At 73.5% G+C, this 17,431-nt stretch carries 13 protein-coding genes; 7 read left to right on the top strand and 6 right to left on the bottom strand.

What is annotated here, in order from left to right:
- Positions 1-39: 39 nt before the first annotated feature.
- Together C229_RS0105660 and C229_RS0105655 are read left to right on the top strand one after the other, a co-directional pair.
- Positions 40-885 (top strand): NUDIX hydrolase, encoded by an 846-nt coding sequence (locus C229_RS0105660; RefSeq protein ID WP_338029152.1) that lies wholly within the window; start codon positions 40-42, stop codon positions 883-885.
- A gap of 6 nt (positions 886-891) precedes the next feature.
- A complete protein-coding gene (locus C229_RS0105655) occupies positions 892-1,791 on the top strand; it encodes an MBL fold metallo-hydrolase (RefSeq protein WP_018654110.1) in 900 nt (299 codons plus the stop codon).
- A 38-nt stretch (positions 1,792-1,829) separates the two neighbouring features.
- Here C229_RS0105655 and C229_RS0105650 read toward each other — a convergent pair whose 3' ends face one another.
- Both C229_RS0105650 and C229_RS0105645 read right to left on the bottom strand, forming a co-directional pair.
- Positions 1,830-2,387, bottom strand: coding sequence for a putative immunity protein (locus tag C229_RS0105650; protein ID WP_018654109.1), 558 nt, complete (start codon positions 2,385-2,387; stop codon positions 1,830-1,832).
- 87 nt (positions 2,388-2,474) lie between these two features.
- Positions 2,475-3,161: a Crp/Fnr family transcriptional regulator gene (locus C229_RS0105645; RefSeq protein WP_018654108.1), complete on the bottom strand. Its 687-nt coding sequence runs from the start codon at positions 3,159-3,161 to the stop codon at positions 2,475-2,477.
- Between the two features lie 388 nt (positions 3,162-3,549).
- On the opposite strand from C229_RS0105645, the gene C229_RS0105640 reads away from it, so the two are divergent.
- On the top strand, positions 3,550-7,263 hold the full coding sequence (locus tag C229_RS0105640; RefSeq protein ID WP_018654107.1) for a bifunctional nitrate reductase/sulfite reductase flavoprotein subunit alpha: 3,714 nt from the start codon (positions 3,550-3,552) through the stop codon (positions 7,261-7,263).
- Positions 7,264-7,482: 219 nt separating this feature from the next.
- Complete coding sequence (locus C229_RS0105635) at positions 7,483-10,992, top strand: bifunctional glycosyltransferase/CDP-glycerol:glycerophosphate glycerophosphotransferase (protein ID WP_018654106.1); 3,510 nt, start codon at positions 7,483-7,485, stop codon at positions 10,990-10,992.
- A 438-nt stretch (positions 10,993-11,430) separates the two neighbouring features.
- On the opposite strand, the gene C229_RS0105630 is transcribed toward C229_RS0105635, so the two are convergent.
- The gene (locus tag C229_RS0105630; RefSeq protein WP_155884714.1) at positions 11,431-12,039 is read right to left on the bottom strand and encodes a hypothetical protein; all 609 of its coding nucleotides are present in this window, start codon (positions 12,037-12,039) and stop codon (positions 11,431-11,433) included.
- Positions 12,040-12,435: 396 nt separating this feature from the next.
- On the opposite strand from C229_RS0105630, the gene nth reads away from it, so the two are divergent.
- The 3 genes from nth (at position 12,436) to C229_RS0105615 (ending at position 15,119) form a co-directional block, all read left to right on the top strand.
- Complete coding sequence (gene nth / locus C229_RS34635) at positions 12,436-13,119, top strand: endonuclease III (protein ID WP_018654104.1); 684 nt, start codon at positions 12,436-12,438, stop codon at positions 13,117-13,119.
- A 59-nt stretch (positions 13,120-13,178) separates the two neighbouring features.
- Positions 13,179-13,841: an NUDIX hydrolase gene (locus C229_RS0105620; RefSeq protein ID WP_018654103.1), complete on the top strand. Its 663-nt coding sequence runs from the start codon at positions 13,179-13,181 to the stop codon at positions 13,839-13,841.
- An 81-nt stretch (positions 13,842-13,922) separates the two neighbouring features.
- The gene (locus tag C229_RS0105615) at positions 13,923-15,119 is read left to right on the top strand and encodes a MarP family serine protease (RefSeq protein WP_018654102.1); all 1,197 of its coding nucleotides are present in this window, start codon (positions 13,923-13,925) and stop codon (positions 15,117-15,119) included.
- Positions 15,120-15,474: 355 nt separating this feature from the next.
- Here the strand turns inward: C229_RS0105615 and C229_RS29545 are convergent, their stop codons facing one another.
- Genes C229_RS29545 through C229_RS0105600 form a run of 3 tightly spaced genes read right to left on the bottom strand, consistent with a single transcriptional unit; the run spans position 15,475 to position 17,333 of the window.
- On the bottom strand, positions 15,475-15,948 hold the full coding sequence (locus tag C229_RS29545; RefSeq protein ID WP_018654101.1) for a DUF309 domain-containing protein: 474 nt from the start codon (positions 15,946-15,948) through the stop codon (positions 15,475-15,477).
- A 30-nt stretch (positions 15,949-15,978) separates the two neighbouring features.
- Positions 15,979-16,896 carry an alpha/beta fold hydrolase gene (locus C229_RS0105605; RefSeq protein ID WP_018654100.1) on the bottom strand — a complete coding sequence of 306 codons (918 nt, stop codon included), beginning with the start codon at positions 16,894-16,896 and terminating at the stop codon, positions 15,979-15,981.
- A gap of 5 nt (positions 16,897-16,901) precedes the next feature.
- On the bottom strand, positions 16,902-17,333 hold the full coding sequence (locus tag C229_RS0105600) for a phage holin family protein (RefSeq protein WP_018654099.1): 432 nt from the start codon (positions 17,331-17,333) through the stop codon (positions 16,902-16,904).
- Positions 17,334-17,431: the final 98 nt, after the last annotated feature.

Raw genomic sequence — 17,431 nt, 5'->3', positions numbered from 1 at the left:
ATGGCGCGGCAAGCGATGGTCGGGCGAAGGCGGGCGGGCGTGAACGGGCTGAGACTTCCGGCGGAACTGCGCACACGCGTGGAAGACCTGCGCGCCGGACGGCTGCTGCCCACGCCGGCGCGCCCCGCCGCGACCGTCGCCGTCCTGCGCGATCACGACCGGCACGGCCTCCAGGCGTTCCTGCTGCGGCGCGTGTCGTCGATGGCGTTCGCGCCGGGCGCGTACGTGTTCCCCGGCGGCTCCGTCGACCCGCGCGACGGCGAGGCCGACCTGGGCTGGTCCGGGCCCGGCGCGGACGTGTGGGGCACCGCGTTCCGCGCCGGTGAGACGCTCGCCCGCGAGCTGGTGTGCGCGGCCGTCCGCGAGACCTTCGAGGAGACGCTGGTCCTGCTCGCCGGGCCCTCGCCGGACTCCGTCGTCGACGACACCCGCGGCGACGACTGGGAGACCGACCGGCGGGCCCTGCTCGACCGCACGCAGTCCTTCGGGGAGTTCCTGGCGCGGCGCGGGCTCGTCCTGCGGTCCGACCTGCTGCGCCCGTGGGCGCACTGGATCACGCCCGAGGTCGAGGCCAAGCGGTACGACACGCGGTTCTTCGTCGCGGCGATCCCGCCGGGGCAGCGTGCCCGCGACGTGTCCACCGAGTCCGACCGCGCGGTGTGGGTGCGTCCGGCCGAGGCCGTCGAGCGCGCGACGTCCGGCGAGTGGTTCCTGCTGCCGCCCACGGTCGCCACCCTCGCCGGCCTGGCCGCGTTCGACACGGTCGCCGACGTGCTCGCCGCGCCCCGCGAGATCGTCGTGCACGAGCCCCGTGCGGAGATCATCGACGGGGAGGCGTACCTTGTGCTTCCGGAGGACGCGAGCCACCACTATCCGGCGGGCTGAGCGGCCATGGCGCGCAGGAGGCCCCTGCCGTACGCGCTCGCGCGGCGGCTGGCGGGCGGCCCGGCGCTGCGGCACCTGGCCCGCTTCGGCTGGAATCCGGTGCGCGCTCCCGGCGGAAGGGGCGAGATGAGCGAGATCGACGGGATGGGCACCGAGCGGGCGACGTGCCTGCTGGCCCCGAATCCGTCCATGATGACGCTGGACGGCACGAACACCTGGATTCTCGGCGAGCCGGGCGCGCGCGACGTCGTCGTCGTCGACCCCGGCCCCAAAGACCGCGTTCACCTGCGCCGCGTCGTCGACACCGTCGCCGCGCGGGACGGCCGCGTCGCCTCGATCGTCCTGACGCACCGCCACCCCGACCATTCGGGCGGCGCGAAGGAGTTCGCGTCGATGACGGGCGCGCCGGTCCGCGCCGTCGATCCCGAACACCGCCTCGGTGACGAGGGCCTGACCGACGGCGACGTGCTGACGGCGGGCGGCCTGGAGGCCCGCGTCCTGGCGGTGCCCGGCCACACCGACGACTCGGTGGCCCTCTGGCTGCCCGCCGACCGAGCCGTCCTCACCGGCGACACCGTCCTCGGGTCCGGCACTCCCGTGCTGGACGGCAGTCTCGGCGACTACCTCCGCACCCTGGACCGCCTCCGCGCGCTGGCCGCCGACGAGGACGTCGCGACCCTCCTGCCGGGCCACGGCTACCGCCTGGACGACCCGCTGACCACGCTCGACGGCTACATCCGTCACCGCCGCGAGCGCCTGGCCCAGGTCGAGGCGGCGCTGGCCGCCGGTGCCCGCACCGCCCGCGAGGTCGTCGAACGCGTCTACGCCGACGTCGACCGCAAACTCTGGCCCGTCGCGGAATGGTCCGTCCAGGCGCAACTCGACTACCTCGCCGAACGCGGCTGAGGCGCATCTCGCGCGCGGGCGGGCTGAGGCTCGTCAGCTCATGGGTTCGTCGGCGCGTTGCGGAGGGAGGCGTCCAGGTCGCGCATCAGCGCGCCGACGCGACCGCCGCCGGGCGGGGCGGCCGGGTAGCGCTTCAGGATCTCCACCACGGTGGCATCCGCGAGGTGGCGTGCCTTCGTGAGGTGTCCGGTGGCGGCGTCCGGGTCGTCGTCGGCGGCGAGTTCGAGCGCCCGTGCCGTGTGGGCGGCCGAGCCGAGGATGTGCCGTACCTGGGTCGCCTTCGCCAGCGGATGCAGGAACGCGGCGCCGCACGTGTCGGCGGCCGCGCGGGCGGCGGCGCTCGCCGCCGTCAGGCCCGCGTCGCGCGCCTCTCGCGCCGCCCGGTGCGCGGCCCACGCGTGGTCTCGCAGGGCCTTGGTCCGTTCGCCGCCCTCGGCGAACACTCGCGCCACCTCGACGGCGTCCCGTGCGCGCCGATCCCCGGGAGATCCGGCCTCGAAGAGCGCGGGCGCGGGGTCCGCGCAGGCCACCGCGTACCCGACGACCGCGCGGAGGTCGTCCCGGCTGAGCGCGAGTACCGGTGCCTCGTCCGCCATGACACCATCCGTCCGAGAAGTCCGCGACGCGGTACGAGCGGGCCCGCGCCGGGGGAGCCGCGTCGTTGGGGCTCCCGGGCGGCCGGGTTACTTGGAGCGCTTGCGCAGGCGCTCGATGTCCTGGATGACGACGGCGCGGGCCTCGATGCGGAGCCAGGAACGCTGCGCGAAGTCGGCGAGGGCCTTGTTGACGGTCTCGCGGGACGCGCCGACGAGCTGCGCCAGCTCCTCCTGCGTCAGGTCGTGGTGGACGTGCAGACCGGCCTCGGACGGCTGGCCGAAGCGTTCGGCCAGGTCGAGCAGGGCCTTGGCGACGCGGCCGGGGACGTCGGTGAAGACGAGGTCGGCCATGACGTCGTTGGTCTTGCGGAGCCGCTGCGCGAGGGCGCGCAGGAGCTGCACGGCGACCTCGGGGTGCCCGGTGAGCCAGGGGCGCAGGTCGTCGTGGCCGAGTCCGGCCAGGCGGCACTCGGTGACGGCGATGGCGCTGGCGGTGCGCGGGCGCGGGTCGAACAGGGACAGTTCACCGAACATCTCGGACGGGCCGAGGACGCTCAGCAGGTTCTCGCGGCCGTCGGGGGCCGTCCGGGTGAGCTTGATCTTGCCTTCGAGGACGACATAGAGGCGGTCGCCCGTCTCACCCTCGTTGAAGAGCGTCTGACCGCGGGCGAGCCGCACCTCGGTCACGTTCGCGCGCAGGGCCTTGGCGCCCTGCTCGTCCAGGGCCTCGAACAACGGCGCCCTGCTCAGCACGTCCACGTCGCGGTCGGTCACGCTTCTCCTCCTCGAACACCTGCATGCCTAGTGTGACGTACGTCCCACCGCGTACGTGAAGACGGTCGCGATGCCGGGCGGGACCGGTCCACCGCGGGCGGCCGGCACCCGGTCGATGATCTCCCGAGGCCGTGACCCCTGGTGACCAGTGTACGGACCTGCGGGTGAATGCCATCACACCAGGGTTCTTCGCTCGTTCGGGCGTCTAACGGGAAGGCGTGCGGAACCCGGACGGGCGCCCGCCGTCCGTATTCAATCACCGCGCGTCCTCACCGTCCGGAAGATGTGGCGGTTGGGCGGATGTAACCGCACCGTCGGGTCATGTCACGGCCGCGTAACAGGCGCTGCCTACCGTGCAAGCGGTTACGCCGCTCCGGGGGAGGACGCCGTGTCGACGGTCAGGACCGTGTGCTCGTACTGCGGCGTCGGCTGCGGCGTGGTGCTCGACGTGGCCGTCGATCCGGCGACGGGGCGGCGCTCGGTCCGCAAGGCCACCGGTGACCGGGAGCATCCGGCCAACCGCGGACGTCTATGCACGAAGGGCGCGACCACCGCGGACATGCTCGCGGCGCCCGGCCGGCTCACCACGGCCCTGCACCGGACGTCCCGGGGCAAAGAGCCCGCACCGCTCGGCGTGGACGCCGCGATCGAGCACACCGCCGCGCGGCTGCGCGCCGTCGTCGCGGAGCACGGGCCGGACGCGCTGGCGTTCTACGTGTCCGGGCAGATGACGCTGGAGGCCCAGTACCTCGCGAACAAGCTCGCGAAGGGCTTCGTCCGGACGCGGCACATCGAGTCGAACTCGCGGCTGTGCATGGCGAGCGCCGCGACGGGCTACAAGCTGTCGCTGGGCGCGGACGGCCCGCCCGGCTCCTACGACGACTTCGACGCCGCCGACCTGTTCCTGGTCACGGGCGCGAACATGGCCGACTGCCATCCGATCCTGTTCCTGCGCATGATGGAGCGGGTGAAGGCGGGCGCCAAGTTGGTCGTGGTCGATCCGCGCCGGACGGCGACGGCCGCCAAGGCCGACCTGCACCTGCCGCTGCGTCCCGGCACCGATCTCGCGCTGCTGAACGGCCTGCTGCACCTGCTGCACGCCGAGGGCGCGCTCGACGAGGCGTTCGTCGCCGCGCACACCGAGGGCTGGGACGAACTGCCCGCCTTCCTGGCCGATTACCCGCCCGCGAGGGTCGCCGAGATCACCGGCGTCCCCGAGGACGACCTGCGCACGGCGGCCCGGTGGATCGCCGCGTCCGGGAACTGGATGAGCTGCTGGACGATGGGCCTCAACCAGAGCACCCACGGCACCTGGAACACCAACGCGCTCGTCAACCTGCACCTGGCGACGGGCGCGATCGGCCGCCGCGGCAGCGGCCCGTTCTCGCTGACCGGCCAGCCGAACGCGATGGGCGGCCGGGAGATGGGCTACATGGGCCCGGGCCTGCCGGGCCAGCGGTCGGCGCTGGTCCCGGCGGACCGGGCCTTCACCGAGGACCTGTGGGGGCTGCCGCCCGGGACGCTGCGCGCCGAGCACAGCCGGGGCACGGTCGACATGTTCGAGCGGATGGCGGCCGGGGAGATCAGGGCGTGCTGGATCATCTGCACGAACCCGGTCGCGTCGGTGGGGAACCGGCGCACGGTCATCGACGGCCTGCAAGCCGCCGATCTCGTCATCACCCAGGACGTCTACGCCGAGACCGAGACGAACGCGTACGCCGACGTCGTGCTGCCCGCCGCGATGTGGGCGGAGGCCGACGGCGTCATGATCAACTCCGAGCGGAACCTGACCCTGGCCCGCCAGGCCGCGGACCCGCCCGGGGAGGCGCTGCCCGACTGGGAGATCATCGCCCGCGTCGCGCGGGCGATGGGCTTCGGCGACGCGTTCGCCTACACCTCCGCCGAGGAGATCTTCGAGGAGATCAAGCGGGCGTGGAATCCCGTGACCGGCTATGACCTGCGCGGCGTCAGCTACGCGCGGCTGCGCGAGACGCCCGTCCAGTGGCCCGCCGCGCCCGGTTCGCCCGACCGCAACCCGATCCGGTACCGGAGCGCCGACGGCCTGCGGTTCCCGACGCCGAGCGGACGCGCGGCGTTCTTCGCCCGCCCGCACCTGCCGCCCGCCGAGATGCCCGACGACGCGCACCCGTTCGTCCTGAACACCGGCCGCGTCCAGCACCAGTGGCACACGCTGACCAAGACCGGACGGGTCGCCCGGCTGAACCGGCTGGCGCCCGGCCCGTTCCTGGAGATCCACCCGGACGACGCGCGCGGCCTCGGCGTCGTGACCGGCGACCGCGTGGAGATCGTGTCGCGGCGCGGCCGGGCGGTGCTCCCGGCCGTCGTGACCGACCGGGTCCGGCCGGGCTGCTGCTTCGCGCCGTTCCACTGGAGCGACCTGGCCGGGGACGACCTCAGCGTCAACGAGGTGACCAGCGACGCCGTGGACCCCCTTTCGGCGCAGCCGGAGCTGAAGGTGTGCGCGGTGGCGTTGCGCAAGGTCGCGAGCGCCCCCGCGCCGGTTCTGGAGCCCGAGCCGGAGACGCTGGACGGGCGGCCGATCTCGGTGCTGTGGGCGTCGCAGACCGGGACCGCCGAGGCGTTCGCCGAACGCGCCGCCGCGCGGCTGCGGGAGGCGGGGTGGGCGCCGGTCCTGCGGGCGATGGACGACGCGGGCCGGATTCCCGGCAGAACCGCCCTGTTCGTCACCAGCACGTTCGGTGACGGCGACCCGCCCGACAACGGCACCGCGTTCTGGGCGGGGCTGGCGGGGGCCGGGCAGGTCGAGCTGGACTACGCCGTCTGCGCGTTCGGTGATCCGGGATACGCCGACTTCTGCGGACACGGACGGCGGCTGGACGAGCGGCTGGCCGCGCTCGGCGGCGTCCGGATCGTCCAGCGCGCCGACTGCCCGCCCGGCGACCCCGCCCGTCCCGAACGCTGGCTGGACGCCGTCCTCGCCGCGCTCGGCACGCCGCTGGAGAGCGAGGCGGTCGCGGACGAACAGGTGCTCACGGCCGAGCTGGTCGGCAACCGCGTCCTCGGCCTGCCCGGCTCAGGCCGCGAGGTCCGCGAGTTCACGTTCGCGGCCGACGGCCTGGCCTACGAGGTCGGTGACGCGCTCGCCGTGTGGCCCGTCAACGACCCCGCGCTCGTCGCGGACTGGCTCGCGGCGACCGGCCGCGACGCGGCGGAGCCGGTGACCGTGGACGGCGACCGGCTTTCCCTCGGCGACGCGCTCGCGACCCGCCGCGACATCGGCCGCGTGACACCCGAGCTGCTCCGGTTCGTCCTGGACCGCACGGACGACCGGACGCTCAAACAGCTCTTGCGCCCCGGCAACACCGGCGAACTGGCCAAATGGACCTGGGGGCGGCAGGTGCCCGACGTCGCCCGGAGCTTCGTCCCGGCCCTCACCGCGCAGGAGTGGGTGGACGCGCTGCGCCCGCTCGCGCCGCGCCGGTACTCGATCTCGTCCAGCTCGCGCGCCGATCCGGGCCGGGTCCGGCTGACGGTCTCGGTCGTCCGCTACGCGGGGGAGGACGGCCGGGAGCGCGGCGGCGTCTGCTCGACGTTCCTGGCCGACCGGGCCGCCGGAGCGCCGGTGCGGATCGCGGTGCGGCCGTCGCCGCACTTCCGGCCGCCGCCCGACCCCGACGCGTCGATGATCATGATCGGGCCGGGGACCGGCGTCGCGCCGTTCCTCGGCTTCCTGGAGGAACGCGCGGCGGCCTCGGCGGGCGGGGACGCGTGGCTGTTCTTCGGCGCGCAGCGGTCCGCGACCGACCACTACTACCGGGACGAACTGGCCGCGTACCGGCGATCGGGGCTGCTGACCAGGCTCGACACGGCGTTCTCCCGCGACCAGCGCGCCAAGGTCTACGTGCAGGACCGGATGCGCGAGCACGGCGCGCACGTGTGGTCGTGGCTGCGGGGCGGCGCGCACGTGTACGTGTGCGGGGACGCGGCGCGGATGGCGGCGGACGTGGACCTCGCGCTGCGCGAGATCGTCGCGCAGCACGGCGGGGTGGACGCGGGTGCGGCCGAAGCGTATGTGAAGCGGATGGCTACCGAGAAAAGGTATGTCCGGGACGTCTACTGATATTAACCTTGCAATCGCCCGCGCTTCAGGGTTGCAGAATGTCGATGAAGACGCGTTAGTGGCGAACATAAGATAAAAGCTGGGTCAAGGTCTCACGGAACCGCGCGGGATGCGGGCCTTCGGCGTGTCGGAGTGCTTCCGGGCTCGCGGATACTTGAGGTACGGCAGGGGTCGCCGCTGCCGTAGCTCCAGGTTCCGTCGTGAGAAAGGGCTGAGGCCATGGCTCCCACGCTGAGTGTCGTCGTCCCGATCTACAACGTCGAGGAATACCTGGCGGAATGCCTGGAATCGCTCGCGGCGCAGACGCTGACCGATCTGGAAATCCTCCTCATCGACGACGGCAGCCCCGATCGCAGCGCCGTCATCGCCAAGGATTTCGTCGACCGCGATCCCCGGTTCCGCCTGATCCACCAGGAGAACCAGGGCCTCGGCCCGGCCCGCAACACTGGCGCGCGTCACGCCACCGGCACCTACCTCGCCTTCGCCGACAGCGACGACGTCGTCCCCCTGCCCGCCTACGAACACATGGTCCGCACCCTCGAAGGCAGCGGGTCCGACCTGGTCACCGGCGCCGTCGACCGGTTCGACGAGCACGGCGGCGCCCGCGCCCGCTTCTACGGCGACGCCTTCCGCGCCACCCGCACGCGCACCCACGTCACCCGCGATCCCGAACTCCTGCACGACCGCACCGCCTGGAACAAGGTGTTCCGCCGCGCCTTCTGGGAGGCGCACCGGTTCGCGTTCCCGCCCGGCGCCTACGAGGACATCCCCGTCATCATCCCGGCGCACGTCCGCGCCGCCCGCGTCGACGTCCTCGCCGACGTCGTCTACCGCTACCGGACGCGGGCCTCCGGCGCCGACCTGTCCATCACCCAGCGCCGCACCGAGGCCGGCAACTTCGCCGCCCGCATCGCGTCCGTCGTGCGGGTGTCGGAGTTCCTGCGCGAGCACGCCCCCGGCCTCAAGGACGCCTACGACCTCACCACCCTCGCCGCCGACCTGATGATCTTCATCAACGTCGTCGAGGACGGCGACGACCGGTACCGCGAGGAGCTGTGCCGCGAGGTCGGCGGCTACGTCCGGCGCGTCAACCCCGAACTGCTCACCCGGCTCACCTCCGTGCAGCGCCTCAAGTACCACCTGGCCTGCGAGGGCCGCGTCGCCGACCTCGTCACCGTCCGCGAGTACGAGCGCACCGGCCTGCCCGCGCTGCCCCCGGTAGCGCGCGGCGCCCTGCGCCGCCGCTGGTACGCCGGGCACCCCTTCCGCGACGACGCCGAGCGGCCCGTCCCCGCGTCCGTCTACGACATGACCGACGAGCTGCGGCTCCAGTCCCGCGTCGACTCCGTCACCTGGGACGGCGACGTGCTGCGGCTCGGCGGGCACGCCTACGTCCGCGGCCTTCCCATGGCCCTCGACGACGAGCTGGAGATCTCCCTCGTCCACAAGGTCTCGGGGCGCCGGCTGCACCCGGAGGTGCGCCGCGTCGAGGCGCCCCACGTCACGGCGGCGACGCGGCAGGCCGCCGTCTCCTACGACGGCTCCGGGTTCGAGGCCGCCGTCGACGTCGCGTCGCTCCTCGACGGTTCCGGGACCATGACCGACTGGCGCGTGCACGCCGCCGTCCGCGTCGGGCGCGGCTTCACCCGGGTCCGCGAGCACGGCACGATCGAGGGGCTCGGCGCGCACGCCCGCTGGGCGCCGTTCCACGACCTCCCCGACGGCTCACGCCTGCACGTCACCCGCACCGGCGCGGGCGTCACCGTCCAGGTGCGGCGGCCCGAGGCGTTCGTCGAGGAGATCGTGCACGACGGCCCGACCGTCGTGCTGTCCGGGTGGCTCGGCGGCGGGGCCGTGCGCGGCGGCACCGCGCGGCTGCACTGCCCCGAGCGGTCGGTGCGGCCCAGCATGCCGATCGTCTACGGCGCCGAGTCCGGCGGGCGTGTCCCCTTCGCCGTCCACATCGACCTGGACGACCTGCTGGCCACCGGCGACGACGCCCCCTCCCGGCTCCGGCACGACCTGTCGCTGGCGTCGTCCGGCGGGCGCGTCCGCGTCTCGGTGCCCGCCGGCTTCCGCGACCGCACGATCCTGCACGGTCCCCGTGCGCTCCTGCTCACCCGCACCCGCTACGGCAACCTCACCCTGCTCGACACCGCGCCCCGCGTCCTCATCACCGCCCTCCGCCGGGACGGCGACGACCTCGTCGTGACCGGCACGCCGCTCGGCACGGCCCGTCCCGCCCACCTGGCCCTGCACTGGCGTGAACACGCCGAGAGCCGTCCCCTCACGCCCACCTGGCGGGACGGCGCCTTCACGCTCCGCCTCCGCCCCGGCGCCATGCCGATCCCCGGCCGTCCCGGCGGGGAGTCCGGCACGCTGCCGCTCGGGGCCGGACGGTGGGACCTGGTCGCCGAGGACGCGGACGGCGGGGCGCTCGGCGTCGTCGTCGCGCGCGACTGCTTGTCCGACCTGCCGACCCCGCACGAAGACGCGGGGTTCCGCTACGAGCCGCGGCCCGCGCGGGGCGACGAGGGGCTCTGCATCGTCTCCAGGGTCGCGTTCGCCCTCGACGAGGCCGGGCCGTACGCGCGGCGCGTCCTCCACGAGTCCGACTACGCGGCCTACCGCCACCGTCCCGTCCGCGACCTGGTGCTGTTCGAGAGCTACTTCGGCTGGCAGTACTCGTGCAACCCCAAGGCGATCTACGAGGAGTTCCTGCGCCGCGACACCGGCTGCGAACTCGTGTGGGTCACCTCCGAACGTCCCTACGCGCCGCCCGACGGCTGCCGCACGGTGCGGCGGATGACCCGCGAGTACTACGAGCTGACCGCCGCCGCCCGGTTCATCGTCAACAACGCCGCCCAGCCGCACACCTACCGTCCCCGGCCCGGCCAGCTCTACGTGCAGACCTGGCACGGCACCCCGATCAAGTCGGTCGGCTTCGACATGCTGTGGTCCTCGATGCCCCGCCGCGACCAGCGCCGCCGCGTCCTCGCCGAGGACGTCGCCCGCTGGGACCTGCTCATCAGCCCCAACCCGTTCACCACCGAGGTCATGCGCGCCTCGTTCCACTACGAAGGCGAAATTCTGGAGAGCGGCTATCCCCGCAACGACCGCGCTTTCCGCCCCGGCGCCGACGCGTTACGCGCCCAGGTCCGCCGCGCCCTCGGCATCCCCGACGGCAAGCGCGCCATCCTCTACGCCCCGACCTGGCGCGACAACCTGCGCACCTCCGGCCTGAGCACCGCCCGCAGCGACCTGCCCCTCGACCTCGAACAGGCGTCCCTGGCGCTGCGCGACGACGCCGTCCTCCTGCTCCGCCCGCACCACATGCTCCACGTGGACGTCCCGCCCGGCCTCGACGGCTTCGTCATCGACGTCGGCGCCCACCCCGACATCACCGAACTCTTCCTCGCCGCCGACGCCCTCGTCACCGACTACTCCTCGGCCATGTGCGACTTCGCGGGCCTCGGCAAACCCATCCTCCTCTTCACCCCCGACCTCGACGACTACCGCGACTCCATCCGCGGCTTCGCCCTCGACCTCCCCAAGAACCCGCCCGGCCCCCTCCTTCACACGTCCCACGACCTCATCGAAGCCCTGACGTCCCTGGACGACGTCGCCCGCGCCTCCGAACCCCTCCTCGCCACCTTCGCCACCCGTTTCGCCCCCCACGACGACGGCCACGCCGGCGCCCGCGTCGTGGACCACCTCCTCAACCTCTGACCCCTCTCGACGAACCACCCCACGGACCACCCCCACGGGCGTGGGGAGCACACCTTGCGCAGCACCTTGGCCTCGCAGCCCCACGGCCCACCCCCACGGACCACCCCCGCCACGAGCAACGCGGCCCACGAGCCTCCACTCCCCAGCCCGCCCCGTACCGCCACCGGCAACCGACCGGCGAGTCCGTCCCGCCTATCAACCCCCGGGCGGCTGCGAGTCCCCGTGTCCACGGCACTCGGCGCCGCTGCGACGTGGCGCACGTCTGTGAGCCCGCGTGGTGACGACCCCGGGCGCCTGGGACACCCGTGTCCACGGCGCAGGACGACGCGGCGTGAGCGCCGTGAACCCGTCTCTGGCGGCGACCTCAGGGCGCGGGGGGGCGCACGGCGTTGCCGGGCATCCGATGCGTCCGTCCCCGGTGAATATCGGTGGGTCAGGTCAGTTGAGCAGGTCCGTGTTCGTGCAGGTGGGCGCCTTGTCCGGCCCCTGGGTGCCTTCCGGCGCGGTCGGGAGTTCGGCATGGCGGACGGTGTAGCCGCGCCCCGAGACGTACGGGGCGAACGGCGCGGGTCCGCCGTCCATCTGGGTGCAGCGATGGTCCAGAACGCCCCAGGAGAAGCCGACGCGGTCGTGGCGGTCGCCGCGCGGGTCGTCGTAGACGGTGAAGGTCATGCGCGCGCCCTTGGGCCAGAGGTCCCCGGCACTGGTACCGGACACGACCGCCACGGGCCCGCCCGTCATCACGTAGTCGACGTTGACGGTTCCCCAGTTGTGCTTCCCTCCGGGCTCCGGATGGTCGAACCGGACCGTGCCTCGCGCGGCGCCGAACACGACCTTCCCACCGGCGACCTTGAACGGATGACCGTGCGCGTCGAAGACGAACCGCCGCAACGGATTCTGCGGATCGGCGCTGAACCGCACCCAAGCGTCCCCGGCGACGTGCCCCTCCTTGACCGGCGGCCGCCGGTCGGCAGCAGCGGACGCCCCACCCAGCGCAAGCACCCCGAAGGCCAACACCGAACCGACGAGCGCACCGCCCACGAACATGTTCTTCACAAGCCCTCCTCCATCTCGCTGAAGTGCCCAAATCCTCGCAACCGCCGAAACCCCCGACCTCCCCCACACGACCGAAAACGGCCCCACGCCCCCACCCGCACGGGGGAGAACGAGCCCTGCCGCGCGGCGGCGGGAGTCGGCGTCGCCCGGCTCTCAGCCGTCGAAGTCGCGGGCGGCAGGGCTCGTCGCGACCCAGGCTGCGCCGCGCTCGGTCCCACCTGCCGCCGATCGCCAGGCGGCGATCGCGCACCCGCGCCTGGACGTCGGGCGCCGGGCTGGGAGAACCGGGTCCGGTGGGGGTGGGGTTGCGCTTACGCTGGGCTCATGGTGACGGAGGCGGGGGTCCGGGGGCGGGCTCGGAAGTGGGCGGACGAGACGCGGCTCGGGATGGTGCGCCGGGCGCGCAAGATCGACCGGGTCCTCACCGCGACGTACCCCGACGCGCACTGCGAACTCGACTTCGCCGACGCGTTCCAGCTCCTGGTTGCGACCGTGCTGTCCGCGCAGACCACCGACGTCCGCGTCAACCTCACCACGCCCGCGCTGTTCGCCAAGTACCCGACGCCCGAGGCGATGGCGGCGGCTAACCCGGAGGACCTGGAGGAGATCCTGCGCCCCACCGGGTTCTTCCGCGCGAAGACCAAGTCGGTGATGGGCCTGTCGGCGGCCCTGGTGGAACGCTTCGACGGCGAGGTCCCGCCGCGTCTCGACGACCTCGTCACCCTCCCCGGCGTCGGCCGCAAGACCGCCAACGTCGTCCTCGGCAACGCGTTCGGCAAGCCCGGCATCACCGTCGACACCCACTTCGGGCGGCTCGTCCGCCGGTTCGGGTGGACCGACGAGACCGACCCCGACAAGGTCGAGCGCGCCATCGCCGAGATCTTCCCCCCGAAGGACTGGACGATGCTGTCCCAGCGCCTCATCTGGCACGGACGCCGCATCTGCCACGCCCGCCGTCCGGCATGCGGCGCCTGCCCCGTCGCCGACCTGTGCCCGTCGTACGGGGCGGGGCCGGTCGAGCGCGCGGCGGCGCTCAAGCTCGTCAAGGGCGGCCCCTACCCGACCGTCTGACCGCCGCGCCGGGAGAATGGGCGGGGAAGTTCCCCCGCCGAGCGGAGGTTGCAGAAGTCGTGACCGACCTTTCGTCCTGCCCCCCGTGGCTCGACCGGCTGCGCGCCGCCGCGCCCACGCTGGACGTCCCGCCGATGCTGCGCCCGCGTCCCGGCCGGGGCCGCGCCGCCGCCGTGCTGCTGCTGTTCGGCGAGGGCCCGGACGGTCCCGACGTGCTGCTCACCGAACGCGCCGCGACCCTCGCCAAGCACGCGGGCCAGCCCGCCTTCCCCGGCGGCCGCATCGACCCCGAGGACGACGGCCCGGTTCACGCGGCGCTGCGCGAGGCGTGGGAGGAGGCCGGTGTCGAACCCGGCGGCGTCGAGGTCCTCGCGACCATGCCCGAGCTGTACCTGGCGCGCAGCGAGCACCGGGTGACGCCCGTCGCCGCCTGGTGGCGCGACCCGTCCGAGATCGCCCCGGGGCATCCGGGCGAGGTCGCCACCGTCGCCCGCGTCCCCATCACCGATCTGACCGACCCCGCCAACCGCGTCACCGTCCGGCACCCCAACGGGCTCAAGCTCGGTCCCGCGTTCAAGGTCGGCGGGATGTTCGTCTGGGGCTTCACCGCGGGTCTGCTCACGCAGGTTCTGGACGCCGCCGGATGGGACCGTCCGTGGGACCACGATCACGTCGAGGAACTGCCCGGTCACATCCTCGACCTGGCCGCACGCCGCCCGTAGTCCCGCGCGGCGACCCCGCGCGACGCGATCTGGTCCGCCGAGGGGACGTGCGGACCACCGTGGGCGCTATACGGTGAAGCGGTGCTGGGCGACCACCTTCTCGACCTCATCCTGCTGATCCTCGTCGTGCTCTTCGCCGTCTCGGGGTACCGGCAGGGTTTCATCGTGAGCCTGCTGAGCTTCGGCGGCTTCGTCGGAGGCGGCGTCGTCGGCGTGCTGATCGCGCCACCGCTCGCCGAGAAGACCGTGGACGGCACCGCCCAGCAGGCGCTGCTCGCCATCGTCATCGCGTTCCTCGCGGCGACGCTCGGGCAGCTCATCGCCTCGTCGATCGGCGCGGTGCTGCGCAACCGCGTCACCGGCGTCAACGCGCGCGCCGTGGACGCGGCGGGCGGCGCCGTCGTCAGTTCGCTGTCGCTGCTGATCGTCGCGTGGTTCTTCGGGACGCTCGTCGCGAACTCGGAGTTCCGGCCCGTCCGCACGCAGGTCAAGTCGTCGGCGATCATCAACGGGGTCGACGACGTCATGCCGAACCAGGCGCAGACGTGGTTCACCTCGTTCCGAGGGTTCGTCGCCAGCAGCGAGTTCCCGCAGGTGTTCAACGGACTCGGCGGCGAGTCGGTCGCCGAGGTCCCGCCGCCCGACGACGCGATTCTCAACACGGCGGCGCTGCGGGCCGCGAAGCAGAGCATCGTCAAGGTCGTCAGCACCGCGCCGGAGTGCCAGCGGCGCATCGAGGGCACCGGGTTCGTCTTCGCGCCGAACCGGGTCATGACGAACGCGCACGTGGTCGCCGGGGCGCGCGGCTCGTCCACGGTCGCGACGCTCGACGGTGAACGCGAACGCGGACGGGTCGTCGTCTACGACCCCAAACGCGACATCGCTGTGCTGCACGTGCCGGGGCTCAAGGCGCCCGCACTGAAGTTCGCCGGTCCGGCCCGCGTCCGCGACGACGCGATCATCGCGGGCTTCCCGAAGAACCACCCGTTCACGGCCGGCGCCGCCCGCGTCCGCGCCCGGCAGACGGCCAAGGGCCCCGACATCTACCACACGGGCCAGGTCAGCCGGGAGATCTACGCGATCCGCGGCGTCGTCGAACCCGGCAACTCGGGCGGGCCGCTCCTCACCCCCGACGGCCGCGTCTACGGCGTCATCTTCGCCGCCGCCCTCGACACCGCCGCCACCGGCTACGCCCTCACCGCCGAAGAGGTCTCGTCCAACGCCCGCGAGGGCGCCCGCACCACGACCCCGGTCTCGACGGGCAACTGCTCGGACTGACGCCCAGCGCACGGCCTCGGGACGGCCGCACGCAGGGCGCGCGCCGCGCTGATGCCCGCAGGTGCGGTGCGCGGAGGTTCGCACGCGGCCGCGAGTGATCGCAGGCAGCGCGCGCGATGCGCGGAGGGTTGCACGCGGGAACGCTTCGCCGCGGGTGGTCGCAGGCGGGACGCGCGATGTCCGGAGGTTGCGCACGGGAACGCTTTGGCGCGGGTGGTCGCAGGCAGGACGCGCGATGTGCGGAGGGTCGCACGCGGGAACGCTTTGCCGCAGGTAGCCGCAGGCTGGACGCGCGATGTGCGGTGGGTCGCGCGTGGGAACGGTGCGCCGCGTGGATGAATCTTCTTGTCGGGCGTCAGGGTGTTCGGCGGGTCAGGCGCAGGGGCAGGGTCGTGTCGGGTGTCAGGGTCGTGTCGGGGCGGGCGCGGAGTTCGTCGGCGAAGGCGATGACGGCCGCGACGTCGAGGTCGTGGGGTGGATCGTCGCGGAAAGGCGCGAGTGCGGCGGACGCGCGTTCCAGCAGCGCACGCGCGCCCCGGGGATTCCCGCGCCGCACGTGCGTGATCCCCACGGCCACCTGCGCCAGGGACCGCCACAGTGCGCGCTCGGCGTCGGGCGCCGCCTTCCAGACGGCCTCCAGCACCTCGTGCGCGTGGAACGGCCGGTCGGCGTCGAGCAAGCGCTGCGCCTCGGCCAGCCCCTGCGCGGGCGTGACGTCCAGATCCTCCGGCATCGTCGGCACCCCGGCGCTGCCGTGCGCCAGCGGCCGCCCGTAGGCGTCGCGGGGCCGCGCGTTCCGCGCCCGGCCGTCCTCGTCCCGGTCTCGCACCGTCCCCACGCTACGCCCACCGGGGCCGGGTCAGAGGCCGGGGTCGCGGAGCCAGCCGAGCAGGTGGGCGTCGAACTGGTCCGGGCGCTCCTGGTGGGGGAAATGCCCTGCGTTCTCGATGAGCTTCCAGCGGTACGGCGCGGCGACGTAGCGGCCCGAGCCCTGCGCGGTCTCCGGGAGCGTGCACCGGTCGAGGGCGCCGTGGAGCTGGAGCGTGGGCACGTGGATCTGCCCGCGCATGCGGCGCGCGTACCGGATGCCGTCCGGGCGGGGCAGCGAGCGGATCAGCCAGCGGTGGTACTCCATCGCCGAGTGCGCCACGCCGGGGAGCCGCATGCCCTGCCGGGCCAGCCGCTCGGTGCGCTCGTCGGGGAAGCCGGGCCCGGACCACTCGTGCAGCAGCCGTCCGACGAGGGCGGCGTCGTCGGCGACGAGCCGTCGCTCGGGCACGACCGGCATCTGGAACCCGAACGTGTGCCGCACGGCCCACGCCTGGCCGCGCAGGTCACCGAGGACGGCCTGCCGCAGCCGCAGCGGATGCGGCGCGCCGACGACGGCGAGCCGGTGCACGACCTTCGGGTGCTGGACGGCCATCGTCCAGCCCAGCAGGCCGCCCCAGTCGTGCCCGACGACGACCGCGCCCGCCTCCCCGAGCGCGCGGACCAGCCCGGCGGCGTCGGCGGCGAGCGTGCCGAGGTCGTACCCGCGCGACGGCTTGTCGCTGCCGCCGTACCCCCGCAGATCGACGGCGACCGCCCGGTATCCGGCGGCGGCCAGCGACTCGATCTGGTGGTGCCACGACCACCAGAACTGCGGAAATCCGTGCAGCAGGAGGACGAGGGGGCCTTCACCGGCCTCCGCGACATGGAACCGGGTGCCGCCCGCGGTCACGGCCCGGTGCGTCCACGGCCCTTCGATCTCGACGACGGACGCGTCATGCCCTCCCACCGGTGCTACTCCGTCAGGGCGGGCTTGTCCGAGCCGCCCCCGCGCCGCAGCAGCGAGACGTCGTCGCGGAGCGTCTTGCGGGTGCGCTTCGCGCCGTCGATCTTCTTGATGCGCTGAATGCCGACCCAGACCATCCCACCGGCGAGGAGCGCGTAGAGGACGGCGACGATCAGGAACGCGGCCCAGTGCCAGATGCCGAGGGCGACCAGCCCGTACGCCAGCGCGATCGACAGCAGGATGACGATCAGGCCGCCGATGAGTCCGGCGACGGCGAACAGCGTGCCGCCGATGGCGGCCTTCTTCGCGTCGTTCTTCAGCTCGATCTTGGCCAGTTCCATCTCGGCCCTGATCAGGCCGGAGACGTTGCTGGACGCCAGCGCGACGAGGTCGCCGAGGGACTTGTCCTCGATGCGCTCGCCGGGCAGTGCCTCGGACATATCGCTCACTCCTTCTCACCGGCCCCGGCCTGGGGCCGCCCACAGCGTGGCAGCCGCACCGGCCCGGCGGCCACCCGGCACCCGTGCGGGCGTCACGG

Source organism: Actinomadura flavalba DSM 45200, assembly GCF_000374305.1.
Taxonomy (GTDB): domain Bacteria; phylum Actinomycetota; class Actinomycetes; order Streptosporangiales; family Streptosporangiaceae; genus Spirillospora; species Spirillospora flavalba.
Note: the sequence above shows the minus strand (reverse complement) of the source record. Positions and strands in the feature narration are given on the sequence as shown.